Origin of the sequence: Terrimonas rubra (assembly GCF_042686025.1) — a bacterium.
GTDB classification, from domain to species: Bacteria; Bacteroidota; Bacteroidia; order Chitinophagales; family Chitinophagaceae; genus Terrimonas; species Terrimonas rubra.
The window spans coordinates 596867-611205 of the sequence record NZ_JBHUOZ010000001.1; the positions used below are offsets into that span (position 1 = coordinate 596867).

The 14339-nt window shown below is 43.2% G+C and carries 13 protein-coding genes; 6 read left to right on the top strand and 7 right to left on the bottom strand.

Features of this window, described 5'->3' with window-relative positions; genetic code table 11:
• Window positions 1–158 precede the first annotated feature (158 nt).
• The 3 genes from ACFS6H_RS02465 (at window position 159) to ACFS6H_RS02475 (ending at window position 2917) form a co-directional block, all read left to right on the top strand.
• Window positions 159–836 (top strand): response regulator transcription factor, encoded by a 678-nt coding sequence (locus tag ACFS6H_RS02465; RefSeq protein ID WP_386094872.1) that lies wholly within the window; start codon window positions 159–161, stop codon window positions 834–836.
• Between the two features lie 293 nt (window positions 837–1129).
• Complete coding sequence (locus tag ACFS6H_RS02470; protein WP_386094874.1) at window positions 1130–2176, top strand: sensor histidine kinase; 1047 nt, start codon at window positions 1130–1132, stop codon at window positions 2174–2176.
• 84 nt (window positions 2177–2260) lie between these two features.
• Window positions 2261–2917, top strand: a complete 657-nt coding sequence (locus ACFS6H_RS02475) for a phosphoribosylanthranilate isomerase (RefSeq protein ID WP_386094876.1) — start codon at window positions 2261–2263, stop codon at window positions 2915–2917.
• Between the two features lie 556 nt (window positions 2918–3473).
• Here ACFS6H_RS02475 and ACFS6H_RS02480 read toward each other — a convergent pair.
• The 5 genes from ACFS6H_RS02480 to ACFS6H_RS02500 all read right to left on the bottom strand — a co-directional run bounded on the left by ACFS6H_RS02480 (window position 3474) and on the right by ACFS6H_RS02500 (window position 10858).
• Window positions 3474–4937: a hypothetical protein gene (locus tag ACFS6H_RS02480; protein WP_386094878.1), complete on the bottom strand. Its 1464-nt coding sequence runs from the start codon at window positions 4935–4937 to the stop codon at window positions 3474–3476.
• Window positions 4938–4965: 28 nt separating this feature from the next.
• The gene (locus ACFS6H_RS02485; RefSeq protein ID WP_386094880.1) at window positions 4966–7761 is read right to left on the bottom strand and encodes a TonB-dependent receptor; all 2796 of its coding nucleotides are present in this window, start codon (window positions 7759–7761) and stop codon (window positions 4966–4968) included.
• A gap of 192 nt (window positions 7762–7953) precedes the next feature.
• On the bottom strand, window positions 7954–8577 hold the full coding sequence (locus ACFS6H_RS02490) for a GyrI-like domain-containing protein (RefSeq protein ID WP_386094882.1): 624 nt from the start codon (window positions 8575–8577) through the stop codon (window positions 7954–7956).
• Window positions 8578–8707: 130 nt separating this feature from the next.
• Window positions 8708–9964, bottom strand: a complete 1257-nt coding sequence (locus ACFS6H_RS02495; protein ID WP_386094884.1) for a pyridoxal phosphate-dependent aminotransferase — start codon at window positions 9962–9964, stop codon at window positions 8708–8710.
• A gap of 138 nt (window positions 9965–10102) precedes the next feature.
• A complete protein-coding gene (locus tag ACFS6H_RS02500; protein ID WP_386094886.1) occupies window positions 10103–10858 on the bottom strand; it encodes an OmpA family protein in 756 nt (251 codons plus the stop codon).
• Between the two features lie 166 nt (window positions 10859–11024).
• Between ACFS6H_RS02500 and ACFS6H_RS02505 the strand changes: the two genes are divergently transcribed.
• Window positions 11025–12035 carry a fumarylacetoacetate hydrolase family protein gene (locus ACFS6H_RS02505; protein ID WP_386094888.1) on the top strand — a complete coding sequence of 337 codons (1011 nt, stop codon included), beginning with the start codon at window positions 11025–11027 and terminating at the stop codon, window positions 12033–12035.
• A 52-nt stretch (window positions 12036–12087) separates the two neighbouring features.
• Here ACFS6H_RS02505 and ACFS6H_RS02510 read toward each other — a convergent pair whose 3' ends face one another.
• Together ACFS6H_RS02510 and ACFS6H_RS02515 are read right to left on the bottom strand one after the other, a co-directional pair.
• The gene (locus ACFS6H_RS02510) at window positions 12088–12666 is read right to left on the bottom strand and encodes a hypothetical protein (protein WP_386094890.1); all 579 of its coding nucleotides are present in this window, start codon (window positions 12664–12666) and stop codon (window positions 12088–12090) included.
• A gap of 116 nt (window positions 12667–12782) precedes the next feature.
• Window positions 12783–13175 (bottom strand): MerC domain-containing protein, encoded by a 393-nt coding sequence (locus tag ACFS6H_RS02515; RefSeq protein ID WP_386094892.1) that lies wholly within the window; start codon window positions 13173–13175, stop codon window positions 12783–12785.
• Between the two features lie 112 nt (window positions 13176–13287).
• Between ACFS6H_RS02515 and ACFS6H_RS02520 the strand changes: the two genes are divergently transcribed.
• Together ACFS6H_RS02520 and ACFS6H_RS02525 are read left to right on the top strand one after the other, a co-directional pair.
• Window positions 13288–13896 (top strand): SCO family protein, encoded by a 609-nt coding sequence (locus ACFS6H_RS02520; protein WP_386094894.1) that lies wholly within the window; start codon window positions 13288–13290, stop codon window positions 13894–13896.
• A 19-nt stretch (window positions 13897–13915) separates the two neighbouring features.
• A complete protein-coding gene (locus ACFS6H_RS02525; RefSeq protein WP_386094896.1) occupies window positions 13916–14335 on the top strand; it encodes a Fur family transcriptional regulator in 420 nt (139 codons plus the stop codon).
• Window positions 14336–14339 lie beyond the last annotated feature (4 nt).

The window sequence follows — 14339 nt, forward strand, 5'->3', positions numbered from 1 at the left end:
ATAAAAGCCTGTTTACGGCAGTTGCTGCAGGTTCGTGAAAAAATTACCGGTTTCACGCAGGTGCGTTGATATTAACTTATCATTAAGTCTGTGTTAATGACCACAGTATATTTCACTATGCTGCAAAATGGGGGTAGGTTTGCACTAAATTTCGCTGCATGGAAAATTTTGGGCGCAAGGTATTAATTGCCGACGACGAACCGGATATTATCGAGATTTTAAAATACAACCTGGTACAAGAGGGTTACGATGTAGTTACCGCAAAGGACGGTGATGATGCTTTGGAAAAAGCCAGGAAAAACCAGCCTGACCTGATAGTGCTGGATGTAATGATGCCCCGCAAAACCGGTGTGGAAGTTTGTGAGCTCCTGCGTTCACAGGAGGCTTTTAAAGAAACGCCGATCATGTTCCTGACCGCACTTAGCGATGAAGCCACCCAGGTAAAGGGCCTGGAAACAGGAGCCGATGATTATGTAAGCAAGCCTGTGAGCCCTAAAGTGTTTATCAGCCGCATCAATGCCTTATTCCGCAGGGCACCCAAGCCCGATAACCGTGTGCTGAAGATCGGCGACATGGTAATAGATCCCGAACGTTTTATTGTTTTCATCAATGATACCGAGGTAGTATTGGCGAAAAAAGAATTTGAGCTGCTGTACTTACTGGCACTTAAACCCGGCCGTGTGTTTTTACGTAACGAGATACTCAATGCTATCTGGGGTAACGAGGTAATTGTAGGCGACCGTACCATTGATGTACATATCCGCAAAATACGCCAGAAGCTGGGTATTGACTGTATCACTACAGTAAAAGGGGTAGGTTATAAATTTGACCTGTAATCCGTATTTTAAATAACTATAATTACCTCATGCCCCTCACAAGTATGGGGTAATTATTATATAACCGGCCGCATTACTACTATCAGCTGTAGTTGTGCCTGCCCCGACAAGTAAAACGGAACTCGGGGTCACTCACTGCATCGTCCCGTATGGCTATTCAGCATTTTGCATACATTTGTATAGATATACTTCGCTCACCATTGACTATTCACCATTCACTATTGACCACTGACCATTCACTATTCACTATTGACATCTCACTATCTACCACAAACAATCTCTAACTTGCAGGTATGGTTTTTATCAAAAATTTATCGCCCCGGCAACTATCTATATTCACCGCCTTGATACTCGCCATCCCTATCAGTATTTTTATTGCTGTTATTGAACGTAACTGGGCCTATGTACTCGGGTCATTCCTTACGGTATTTATCTGCAGCTACTTTTTAATATCCTTTGTGCTGGAACGTTTTATTTACCGTAAAATAAAGCTCATTTACAAATTTATTTACCAGACCAAGGCCACCAAAAGAGAGGAGACCTATTACAAATACATCCTGCCCCAAAAAAGTATCGGCGAGGTACAGGCCGATGTTGAAGCCTGGGCCAATGCCAACAAACAGGAGATAGAATTATTAAGGGCTAACGAACAATTCCGCAAAGAGTTTTTACAAAACCTTTCCCACGAGTTTAAAACCCCGGTATTTGCCATACAGGGTTATGTGGACACTTTACTTGATGGCGCTTTGAATGATGCCAACGTTAATAAAAAATTCCTGGAACAAACGGCAGCCAATGTTACGCGTTTAACCAACCTGTTAAATGACCTGGACGAAATATCCCGCCTGGAACGCGGTGAACTGGCCCTGGTAAAACAAAGTTTTATTATCCAGGACCTGGTAAAAGATACATTTGACAGCATTGCGATTGTGGCCAAACCAAAAAACATTAAATACAGCATTAAAAAAGGCTGCGAAATGCCCCTGCAGGTGTATGGCGATAAGGAGAAGGTCAGGCAGGTACTGTTGAACCTGTTTGAAAACTCCATTAAGTATGGTAAAGAAAACGGCACTATCACTGCCAGCATGTACAATACCGATGATAAACATGTACTCGTTGAAATAAGTGATGACGGCACCGGCATTGCCGAAAAAAACCTGCCCCGCATCTTTGAACGTTTCTACCGTACGGATAGTGGCCGCAGCATGGATGTAACCGGCAGTGGTTTAGGACTGGCTATCTGTAAACATATTATCGAGGCCCACGGCCAGACCATCCATGTGCGCAGCCGCGAAGGTGTGGGCACCACCATTGGTTTTACCCTGGATGTAAGGCCATAGCAGCCACTACAATCACGTATAAGATGTTCTCACTACTTTACCCCAGATTATAAAACTGTTCTTATACCGGCTTATATTTGGGGCATGATAACAATACCCAGGGTAAAAATATGCTGTATCAGCAGTGTGGAAGAAGCCAGGATGGCCGTTGAATGTGGTGCTGCAGCATTGGGCCTGGTGGGGCATATGCCCAGCGGTCCCGGTGTTATCAGCGATGAGCTGATCAGCACTATTGTAAAGACCGTACCGCCGCCCGTGGCAACTTTTTTACTCACCAGCGAAACCGATCCTGCAGCCATTATCAGCCACTATAAAAAAGTACATGCTTCTGTTATCCAGATCGTAGATGCGCTGGCCGAACGGCAATATGATACATTACGCCGGGAGCTGCCTGCTGTAAAACTGGTGCAGGTTATTCATGTAACAGATGAGCGCTCCGTTACCGAAGCTATAGAAGTATCAAAACATGTAGATGCCATTTTACTGGATAGCGGCAATCCCAACCTGGCGGTAAAAGAATTGGGTGGTACCGGCCGGACGCATAACTGGGACCTGAGCCGTACTATACGCGAATCCATTGATATACCCCTATACCTTGCCGGCGGCCTGAATAAGGAGAATGTAAGGCAGGCTATTGACAAAGTACAGCCATTTGGCATTGACCTGTGCAGTGGTGTAAGAACCAGCGGGAAACTGGACAAAGAAAAGCTACAGGCATTCTTTGCAGCTATCAATAGCTAAAACGCGGGGCATATTAGTTACCCCAGCTTACATTCAGGTTGTGCTTTCGGCATAAGACCTGGTAATAGCTCCTAGTTTAACCACCAGGCCGGTAACTTATCGCCGTATTTTGTAAAAATGAAAGTCCTTTAAAAATAATGCCCGCGATCAAAAGGCACTATGCTTAAAAGGTGCAGAAAATATTGGCAATACTGTACCAGCTCAATAGTATTACTGCAGCTGAAGTGTGCGACGCAAGTATGCAGAACAGGGAGCTACAACTGATAACATAAAAAAAACCACCCCAAAAATACAGGCCCTTGTACCAAACACTTAGGTTATACAAAGTATAAAACTGCGTTTGCTAAAGGATTGGATAGGTTTCTTTGGGATGGCCAACTGCATGAGAAAACTGCCGCTGATAAGAGATACCACCGACAGTTGGAACGACTGAATAAGTAAAGAGCTATCGTAAAATTGCACAACGATTGTTACCTATTTGTTAGCGCAATATTATTTATTATAACAAAAGGGCCGGAAAACCGGCCCTTTGACATTGTATGTATGTGTGAAACGATTAGTTATTGTTGAATTTGGTCCAGCCTTTATACCAGTTTGCATCAGCACCTGAAGGGGCAATACCACCCAGGAAATCAACCTTGGTAATGAAAGGACGGGCCTTGATGATAGGATCATCAAAATAGTTGTTGGAAGCACTGGCAATTACTAAAGCAGAGTTACCAAAAGGCTGCCAATCGGGGTTTAAATAATCGAAAGGACGGGTATAACGGATATCATCAACCGTAGTCAGGATCTTGTTTTGTTTGGCAGCAGTGTTGAACCATGCTTCAAATGTAGCCTGAGTATATACGCTGGCTGCACTGGTTACCAGGTTTAAAGGTTTTTTGCAACCCGCTAATACAATACCGCTTAACTGCAGTTTGCCATCCTGGATATTTTTATCGGTAGTTCCTTTATCGTTTTCAACAGAGATACCTGTAGCCCAGCCTACAAAAGCCGAGTTAAAGATAGAGATAGAAGAGTTTCTCCTGATCTGTACCGCCGCACCATGATAGTTAGAGCTACCCACATTGTTTAAAGTGGCCTGCGGACCGAAAGCCGTGATATTAGAGAAAACAGCGCTGGTTTGAGGAGTAAGGTTATCACCGTTAGCGTTGTTATCGCTTTCAAAAGCTTCTGATTTTGAAACGTCAGCAATAGAAGAGTCACGAATGATCAGGCCAAACTGTACGCTTCCGCTAAAGCCGTAATCGCTGTCAAAATCATCATCCTGTGTTTTGTAAGCAATTAAGTATTTACAGTTAACTGTACCGCCAAACCACTCAAACGCGTCATCTTTAGCGTAAGTAACCTGGATATGGTCAATTTGTGTTCCGCTGCCAACCGAAGCCATGGTTAAGCTGTTGATCTCCTGGTTAGGCTGGAAAGCATAACCCGCATATTCAATACGCACATAGCTTAAAATACCTGAGTTATCATTGTTAACAGGAGTTGGCACTTCAGCATCGCCTGAACCGGATACACCGTCGCCGGTAGTAAAGTTATGAATGCCCCCTTCCGGTACGTACAAGCCCTGTACACCATTGGCATTACCATTATTAGCCGCTTTACCGCATATTACAATACCACCCCAGTCACCTGAAATAGGTGTAGAAGAAGCTGAAGTAAATACAATGGGTTCATCGGCTGTACCTTGTGCAATAATTTTAGCACCCCTGTTGATGATTAAAGCCGCTACATCACTTCCGGTATAAGTACCTTTTACGGTAGCACCTTTTTCAATAGTTAAGGTAGCGCCCTTGCGTATGTACACTTTTCCGGTAATGATATTATTGTCAATTGCTTTTAATGTTGTGTCTTTTTCAATAAAACCTTTTAATTCCACGCGTTTGCCGGTTGTTCCGCCGTTGCCATTGCCGGGTATTTCTATAATGATCGGTTCGCCATCTGTTTCAATTTTCCTACAGGCTGTAGTACTTATTGCTACTAATGCAGTTAGATAAAAGATGTACTTTTTCATATACTTGTTTTGTTTTTTGCTTGTGTTATTATAAAATGGAATAGTTAAATGTTAAGCTGAAAGTGGTACCAAATTTTCTTACATACCTGTACTGATCTTTATCTTTCTGTAAGCTGGTATTGCTGTCGGCATTTTGATAGAAGTATTGGCGCTGGTTTAAAATATCGCTGACCATAAACCTTAACTCGCCTTTCTTGTTCAGTACTTTTTTACCGATCTGGAAATCCAATACCGGACGCGGAGCTTCCCATACTTCGGGTACACCACTGTTGGCAATGTTCACATCACCTACCAGGTATAAGCGTTTACCGATCTGGTTAAACAATAAAGTTGCATTTAACCCGTGTTTTTCTGAATCGTACAATAAACCGAGGTTCAATAAGTAGGGAGACTGACCTTGCAGGGGTCTGTCAATTCTCAGGTTCTCATCCTTTACGCGGCTGTAGATATAGGCAGCGTTAGACTGGAAAGTGAAATTAGAGAGGCCGTTGATGAAGTCAAGTTTTTTCCTGAACTCCACTTCCACACCAAAAGCTTTTGCCTGTTTAGGGTTTCTGTAGCTGTAGGCGCTACCAATACCCAGTAAGTATTGTTCAATAGGCTTATCAAAGAATTTGTAAAAAACACCGGCCGTAAATACCTCACCTGCTCTTGGATATAACTCATACCGCAGATCCAGGTTAGTGATCTTTGTCCTTACCAGGTCGGGGTTACCCGATACACCGGCATTCACTTCAAAGTCGTACAGGTTTAACGGAGCCAACTCCCTGAACTCGGGACGAACCACTGTTTGCGAACCGGTTAAACGGATATTGGTAAGGTTGTTTACTTTATAAGTAGCGTTGAAGCCTGGTAATACATCAATTACTTTTGAATGTGCATGCCTGTCATCCCATTTTTTAACACTGCCGATCAACTGATCATAGCTTTCAATTCTTGCACCCCAAACCACACGCAGGTTTTTGGCAAACTGGTTGTCAAATTGTAAAAAACCGGCATTCAGAATGGTGTTTGCCATATAGCGGAAGTTCCTGTTCTTAATGGCGTCAAAGGCGATCAGGTTGCTGGTTTCTGAACCATCTCCAAAGTTTCCGGGAGCAAATAACTGATCGATCGGTAATTGTCTTAATGCCGGATTATCGCGGGGAAGATAATGAGCGAATAACTGCGCATCGAACAGGCGGTCTTTTACCTGCAGCATATAACCACCTTTAACCGATTGATTATACCCGAAAGCTTTAAAGCTGTAGTTTAAATCACCACCGGCTGTATAGATATAGTCACTTAAATTCTGGAATACACGGCTACCACTTTCCTGGGTTAAAGTATTACCCATTAAAAACTGGTAAGCATCATTGGTTCCGGTAGGCCTGGTATACAAGCCACGGCGCTGATCAGGACTATAAGCATCTAAAATATTAAAGGCGCCATACCATTTAAACTTTAAAGCTTTGGCCAGTGAGTGTTCACCCATCAGCTGCGAGGTAAAGAATGTGTTTTGTTTAAAAGTAATTTCCAAACCATCTTTTACATCTGCATGCATTGCGATGCTTACACCCTCCCTGGTAGTTACATAGTTGTTGGTGTTGATATTGGCGATGGTTTTAAAAGAGATTTTGTTTAAGGGGTTTAACTGGATTGACAGGCTGGCCAAACCACCAACTGTTGTTTCTTCATTATACCGGCCATCTTTATAATCATACTCCAGGTCAAAACCGGCACCGCCAATTGTCTGGTACCTGTTAATAATATCTATGAACCGGTTATTACGGTTGTAATTAATACCCAGTGAGCCGCCGATTTTTTTGCCGAATAATTTTCCGGTAAATCCTCCGTTGGCCTGGAAAGAGTAGTTAGGCTGACCGTTCACCCGTCCTGGTGCCCAGTCATTCTGCAGGTCTTTACCGATCTGTGTTTTTTCGGCTCTTGTCAGCAGGTCAAACGCTGATTTGGTCGTATAACTGGAAGGCAATCCTCTTGTTCCGTCATCCCATCCTAACCAATCCAGTTTACCGCCTTTCGCTTTGTAAAAATCCTTGCCGGTTGTTTGGGTATTAAAACCGGTACCTATCTGTACATTTAAAAAGTTTTGCGTGGGAATGTCTTTTGTATTTACCTGTATCAGGCCACCGGCCCATTCACCCGGATATTCAGGAACAAAAGCTTTGTTGATAATGATATTATCGATCATGGCCGACGGGATCATATCAAAAGAAAATGCTTTCCTGTCAGGCTCTGTACTGGTTAATAATATACCATTTAACATGGCAGCATTATAACGGTCGGCCAAACCACGCACTACCAGGAATTTGCCATCCTGTAAACTGGCGCCGGGCGTACGTTTCAACACCTCACCGGTATTCCTGTCCGGTGAACGGCGGATACTTTCTGAAGAGATTACCGAAGCAACGGTATTGGTGTTTTTTTGAAAGGCAATAGTAGAGGATACGGTTTCCATACGGGCGCCTGTTCTTTTTGAACTCACCACCACTCCTTCCAGTTCTTTTGACTGTACGGTCATCACCACATCTAACTCATTTACCTGGCCGGCTTTTACCTCTACATCGGAGATGATCTTGGTTTCATAACCAACAGCTGAAAACTCAATTTCATATTTTTTACCGGCAGCCAGTTCAAATGTATAGCGGCCTTCTACATTGGTTAATACGGTTTTACCCGCAGCGGCCACTTTTATGTTTACACCTACCAACGGATCATTTTTATCGCCCAATACTTTACCGGTTAATCGTATGTTTTGTGCTGTTAAGGCACTAACCATTAAAATAAGTAAGAAGCTAAATGCGGAACGAAGCCAAAATTGCATAGCAGTAATTTGCGGCAAAATTGCTGGTAGAAAATTACTGCAATGTTAACCACAGGTTAAGCAATTATGACCGCAATGTTACCGCAATGTTAACAAGGGACAGTGGTTTAAGATTGAACAGTTTAGGAAGCAATATTTTAGAGGGTGGCACTTATTTATTTTAAAAAAAGCTGACAGAAGCAGTCACTTTTACTATTTCACCGGCTCCCGTAAGATCGTTTTCAGTTTTTCCGGTGCCGTTTTCCGGAAGTCGGATAAATATATTTCGTGGTGCAGGCCGTTCCTGCCCAGTTTATTGGCTGTTGTAAAAGCCATGATCTGTTGTAAGGTTTCCGGCTCGGTTGCAAAAGGACCAATATGTAACATCTGTACACATTTACCCTCGTTCATGGTATACAAACCTATTTCACGCACCAGCGGGTTGTTCTTTTTAGCTATCACTGTTTCTTTAGACGTTTCCAGGTTGCTTTCTGTTACAAAATCGGGAAGGCGGATCAGTAACCTGTATTCCCATTCACTCCGGGGAATATCGACTGAAGCATTGGACATGTTTTTACCGGTATATTTGTTTTCATCATACCACCAGAGCCCTTCCAGTTTGGATACTACAAAGTCATTACCTTTTGCTTTACAGGCAAACTTTAGTGTATAAGCCGTTGAGTAAAGCGCTTCAATACGGGCAGCAAATGCCTCACCGGAAGGATCACCGTTACCGGCTATACTGAGATATTGTGCCGGTCCTATCTCCACTATTTCAGGTTTTGTTTTTGCCGTGAAGTAGGTTTTGTACTTTTTAGTCAGGTCAAGTTTTTCCATGGTATGCGGTATATAGTATGAAGATAACAGAATATAGTATTAAGATAATAGTATGCAGACCTGATACAGACATAACAAGCCCCCGGGTTTATCCCGGACAGGTTTTAATGTCAATACACTATAATTGATCTTATTGTAGTTTTTCTACCGCCGATTGTAAAGATTGCAGCATGGCCGGTATTTCTTCCTTTTTACAGGTACCAATACTTAGCCTGTACCAGGCACTTGTTTTAGCCGCTCCAAAGGCAGAAAAAGGTACAAGGGCTATTTTGGCTTCATCTAAAATATAGCTGGTTACATCCGCCTGAGTTTGTAAAACGGTTCCTTCCGCTGTTGTTTTACCGGCCAGGTCAATTTTTACCGTTAAATAAATGGCCGCTTCGGGAGCAATGGCCGTTACCGGTAATCCTTTTTGCTGCATGGCTATAAAACCATCATATATCGTTCTTAAACGGTATTCTGTTTCGGCTTTAAAATGCTGCAGGAATGCATCAATAGCAGGCTGGTTCTTTAAAAATTTAGCCGTGGCCTTTTGCTCTGCCATAGGTGCCCAGGCGCCGATATGTGTAAGAATGGCTTTCATTTTGGCAATTACCCGGGCAGGTCCCAGGCTCCAGCCCACCCGTACACCTGTAGCCGCAAATACTTTACTGATGGCATCAATATAAATGGTGTAAGGTTTCATCTCCGGCCTTAAGGATACGGGATCATGGTGTTGTATATCGCCATAAGTAAGCTGGCCATACATCTGGTCATATAACAGGTATAACTTTTTCTCATCTGCACCACGGCGGTTGTTTTCTGCTATTACCAGGTCGCAGATGGCTGCTAACGCTTCCTTACGGAAAGTAGTACCAGTTGGATTTTGCGGAGAACACAGGGCCAGCAGGCTGATCTCCTGTATATGCGGTGCAATATCTTCGGCAGTGGGCATAAAGTTATTGGCCTCACCCGCTTCTATCACAATATGTTTTCCTTTTACAAAATGCGTATAGTGGTTATTATTCCAGCTGGGCACGGCGTATAAAACACTATCATCCTCATCGCAAACAGCACGGAACACGGCATATATCAGGGGACGTCCACCGGAAGCTACCAATATCTCATCCAGTCCATATTGTAATCCCGCTGTTTGTTGGGTAAAGGCTGCGATCGATTCCCGCAGGTCCAGGTTACCTTCTGCCAGGGGATAATTGGTCAGGTGCTGGCGATAAGCTTCTACAATATCATCTTCCAGTTGCTGTGGTATGGGAAATATGGCCGGATCAAAATCACCGATAGTAAAATTGTATATCTTATGCCCCTGTCTTATTTTTTCTTTTATTTCTCCACCCAGTTTAACAATTTCAGAGCCGATCAGTGTTTCCGATAAATGCGAAAGTTTCATGAACAAAAATGTTTTTCATGCATTGACAATGCAATGGCAAGTATGAATAAATGTATGGTGTACAGCCCGCAAAAATAACCCAAACAAAATACTTTGCCGTATAAAAACTTGTTATACCGTTTAACCCGGCAGTTTATTTTACTGTAACACTTTAATTTCCACCCGCATGTTCTCTCTTTGTTGCTGCTGGTTAACGGGGTTTGGATGAAGCGGCTGACTATTACCTACACCCTTATGTTGCAGGCGGCTGGCCGGTATACCTTTTTGCTGTAAGAGATCGGCGATCAGTTTAGCCCTTGCCTGTGACAGTTTGTAAAATTTATCGTTGGGGCCAACTATTTTTTTACCCTGCAGGTTAATATGACCTACTATTTCAAAGCGGGCATCGGGGAAAGTATTCAGCTCATTGAATAACTGGTCCAGGTATGGTGCCGAAGCCGGGTCGATCTCGGCCCTGTCAGGTAAAAAACGGATCGTAAAATTATTGATGGTTTTGATAATGGCGGGAGTACTGTTTGTTTTATCTGCAGGTTGCAGGCGCAGTTTGATCTCTACTTTCCGGTTATCCTCTAATGCAGTACCAAAGCCGGTTGTTTCGCCTGCTGCCAGCTGGTTACCGGTACTGCAGTTGGCTACATCTTCAAAAATAGCGGCCACTGTTGCTACTCTCCTTTGTGCCAGTATTTTATTATTCTGCGTACTGCCTACCGTATCGGCATATCCTTTAAAGCTGATCACACAAACGGTATGAGCCTTATAAGCTGCCAGGGTAGTTTGCTGTTCCGGTGTAAGCGTAAAAACATTGTTGTCAAAATATACATGGATGGTGGTATCGGCCTGTGCCTGTACTACCGTCGCTGCTGCCAGGCTGAAAAATAAAGTGATCGCTTTCATGTGATATGGGTATTACCTGAATAATTTAAGAGGTCCTTTTTGCCGTATAAAAATACACAAACCTGCACAGCTTTCACCGGCATATATCACAAACTTATGACGGCATTCTAAAGCATTTGGTATAAATTGCAGCCCGATTGTATTACCGTAGAAAAATACTCATTTCATGAAAATAGTTTCGTACATAAAAGAAGGAAGTGAACAATTAGGTGTTCTAGTCAATGGCCTGGTATATGATATGGATGTACTGCACCCTGACATGCCCAATTCCATGAATATGTTTTTAATGTACTGGGACAATGTATACCCCGTTGCCAAAGCCGGTGTACAGATGATATTGGATGGCAGGCGTGGTACAGGCTCCGGTGTTCCGGTAAATGAGTTACAATTACTGGCCCCCGTGCCCTTCCCAACCAGCTGCCGCGATGGTTATGCCTTTCGCCAGCATGTGGCTGCTGCGCGTCGTAACCGCAAGGTTGACATGATTGCCGAGTTTGACCAGTACCCCATTTTTTATTTTACCAACCATCATACCATACAGGGACCGGGTGAAATATTGTGCATGCCCGATCATTTTGAAAAGCTGGATTTTGAACTGGAAGCAGCCATTGTTATTTGCAAACAAGGCCGTAATATTCCTGCCGAACAAGCTGATGAATATATCGGCGGCCTGATGATCATGAACGATATGAGCGCCCGCCGTTTACAGATGGAAGAGATGTTATTGAACCTGGGGCCGGCCAAGGGTAAAGATTTTGCCACCGTTATCGGCCCCTGGCTGGTAACACTGGACGAGCTGGAGCAGTTTGAAATACCGGCCAAAGCCAACCATACCGGCCGCAGCTGGAACCTGACCATGACCTGTAAAGTAAATGGTGTGGAAGTGAGCCGTGGTAATGTGGGTGATATGGACTGGACCTTTGCTGAAATTATTGAACGTGCATCTTATGGTGTAACCCTTTACCCGGGCGATGTAATTGGCAGCGGCACCGTAGGCACCGGTTGCTTTTTGGAATTAAACGGTACAGGCAAGTTAAACGATCCCAATTACCCCGAACAATGGCTGCAGCCCAATGATGTGGTAGAGATGGAGATTGATAACCTGGGTACGCTGAATAATACGATCATTGCCGAAGAAACCAGCTGGAGCATTTTGGAACAGAAGAAAACAATATAGCAAAAAAGGAACCATCGGGTTCCTTTTTCATTTATAACTTACATTATCCTGACTAATCATTGGGTAAGAAATCGAAGGACATATCACCACCATAATAACCTCTTTCGATGTTGGATGGTATGACACGTGATCCGCCTCCTCCCCATTTATAGTTCAATATTTTTATATTACCACAGGTGTACGGGTATGTGACATTGCTGTTATCATTCTTTCTCCGTTGGTAAAAGGAAAGTGTATTAATGGTAATGGCATATTCTATACCCGGCTGCAGGGACAAGCCTGTCACATCCGAACTAAAGACGGCATTAGCCGTGCTTACATTTACCACCTGGCTATACAAAACCTTATTGGCAGCCACTTCCCAGATAGTAACGCGAACATCATTCTGTACCTTAGGTATTTTAACATATACTTTTTGAATAACACCGGCCTTCAGGACATTAAAAAACAGGCCGAATTCCGAATGTACTGCCTGGTCAGTCACTTTCTGGTTAAACCCTGACTGTTCAAGGTAGGAGTTTAAAAAATTTTCGGGACGGCTTTTCTTGTCTTTTTTACAGCTGCCAAAACCAACCAGCACGATGGCTAGCAGGGTTAAGGTGAACATCCGGGTGCAGGTCGTCGTTTTCATATATTTTTATTTTATACCCAAAATAAAAACATAGGCTAACGCCCATCAATGGTCAATCGACAAACGACAGTTTTACCAGATAAACAACAATATAACCCTGTACAATAAAGAAAAAACTAATGATCACAGTCATCAGCATGCGCATGGTTATGGCCACGGCATAAACGGTAGTTTAAAAAGTGGGCCGATACAATAAACCCAACGGCCGGAATTAACAACCAGTTTTCATGATGCGCAAAGAAAAGTTTGGCACATAAAGCTGCCATACCCAGCACAAATAATACTACCGGTAATATTTTATGGTGATGGCCTTTGTAACCATGGTACAGCGAATAAGCCCCGATAATAAAGGCCAGCAATACCATGCCTGCTTCGAACCAAAAGTTGTGAATAATGTTAATACCAAACAGTGGTAAGCTGCTTAAAAACAAGGGTAGCAATGCACAATGTATCGCACAGGCTATAGAAGCCGTAATCCCCAACGCGTCCCAATTGATCTTAAAATTCATAAAGGACAGCAAAGGTAAATAAAAGCAACAATGTTGCAAAATTTAACCATTTAATTCTTTTTTTGCTACCTAATTGACTGCATGGGTCGTACCTTTGCAGCAAATTTCAGGTATGTCCAAGAAGAGTTTGTTATACCTCGGCTTTTTTGCCGCTTTAGCTGTGGGCTTTTATTTTTTAGTAGTAAGCCTGGTCCCCGAATTTAATACCAAGGAGTTCCCGCCCATCAGTACCGTAAGACCCTTTGCCTTTACCAACCAGGATGGTAAAGTGGTGACCAATAACGATGTAAAGGGTAAAGTACAGGCCGTGGAGTATTTCTTCACTACCTGCCAGGGTATCTGCCCCATTATGAATAACAATATGAAACTGGTATACGAGGAGTTAAAGAACGAACCCGATTTTTTAATTTTATCGCATACCTGCCAGCCCGAGGTGGATTCGGTACCCCGCATGAAACGTTATGCCGATTCGATGCAGGTTGACACCAATAAATGGATCTTTTTAACCGGCCGTAAGGACAGTCTGTACAATATGGCCCGCCTGAGTTATACCATTGACGACGGAAAAAATCCACTGGGCAGCATCGAGGACGATTTTATTCATTCCCAGTTTTTTGCCCTGGTTGATAAAGAAGGTAATGTGCGCAAGATATACGACGGTTTAAAAAAATCGGAAGTGAATAAGTTAATAGCCGATGCCAAAAAACTTTTAAAGCCTTAAACTTGTTATAGGGTTAGCTATGAAAGAGGAAATAACAACCATATTAAAACGTAACAGCCTTAGTGTTACCGCCAGCCGGGAAAAGATCCTTACGCTTTTCCTGAACCAGGATGGCGCTTTATCTCATAGCGATATTGAAAAAAAAGCCGGTGAGAAGTTTGACCGTGTAACCGTATACCGCACATTGCAGACTTTTTCGGAAAAAGGCATTATCCATACCATTCCCACCGCTGATAATGCCGTGTTATATGCCCTCTGTAAGGATAATTGTTCCCAGGGCCATCACCACGATCACCATGTACATTTTATCTGCGATAAATGTGCCCAGACCTTTTGCCTGGATAATGTGGTAACCCCTGAGCTAAAGCTGCCCCAGGGTTACAGTACCAATCATATAGAAGTAGTAGCAAAAGGCATTTGTAAAAAATGCAGGAAATAAGCCG

Coding starts and splice junctions, on each gene's coding strand:
- ACFS6H_RS02475 (WP_386094876.1), top strand. CDS start 2,261: ATGATAACAATACCCAGGGTAAAAATATGCTGTATCAGCAGTGTGGAA.
- ACFS6H_RS02505 (WP_386094888.1), top strand. CDS start 11,025: ATGAAAATAGTTTCGTACATAAAAGAAGGAAGTGAACAATTAGGTGTT.
- ACFS6H_RS02480 (WP_386094878.1), bottom strand. CDS start 4,937: ATGAAAAAGTACATCTTTTATCTAACTGCATTAGTAGCAATAAGTACT.
- ACFS6H_RS02515 (WP_386094892.1), bottom strand. CDS start 13,175: ATGAATTTTAAGATCAATTGGGACGCGTTGGGGATTACGGCTTCTATA.
- ACFS6H_RS02470 (WP_386094874.1), top strand. CDS start 1,130: ATGGTTTTTATCAAAAATTTATCGCCCCGGCAACTATCTATATTCACC.
- ACFS6H_RS02500 (WP_386094886.1), bottom strand. CDS start 10,858: ATGAAAGCGATCACTTTATTTTTCAGCCTGGCAGCAGCGACGGTAGTA.
- ACFS6H_RS02520 (WP_386094894.1), top strand. CDS start 13,288: ATGTCCAAGAAGAGTTTGTTATACCTCGGCTTTTTTGCCGCTTTAGCT.
- ACFS6H_RS02510 (WP_386094890.1), bottom strand. CDS start 12,666: ATGAAAACGACGACCTGCACCCGGATGTTCACCTTAACCCTGCTAGCC.
- ACFS6H_RS02490 (WP_386094882.1), bottom strand. CDS start 8,577: ATGGAAAAACTTGACCTGACTAAAAAGTACAAAACCTACTTCACGGCA.
- ACFS6H_RS02485 (WP_386094880.1), bottom strand. CDS start 7,761: ATGCAATTTTGGCTTCGTTCCGCATTTAGCTTCTTACTTATTTTAATG.
- ACFS6H_RS02495 (WP_386094884.1), bottom strand. CDS start 9,964: ATGAAACTTTCGCATTTATCGGAAACACTGATCGGCTCTGAAATTGTT.
- ACFS6H_RS02465 (WP_386094872.1), top strand. CDS start 159: ATGGAAAATTTTGGGCGCAAGGTATTAATTGCCGACGACGAACCGGAT.
- ACFS6H_RS02525 (WP_386094896.1), top strand. CDS start 13,916: ATGAAAGAGGAAATAACAACCATATTAAAACGTAACAGCCTTAGTGTT.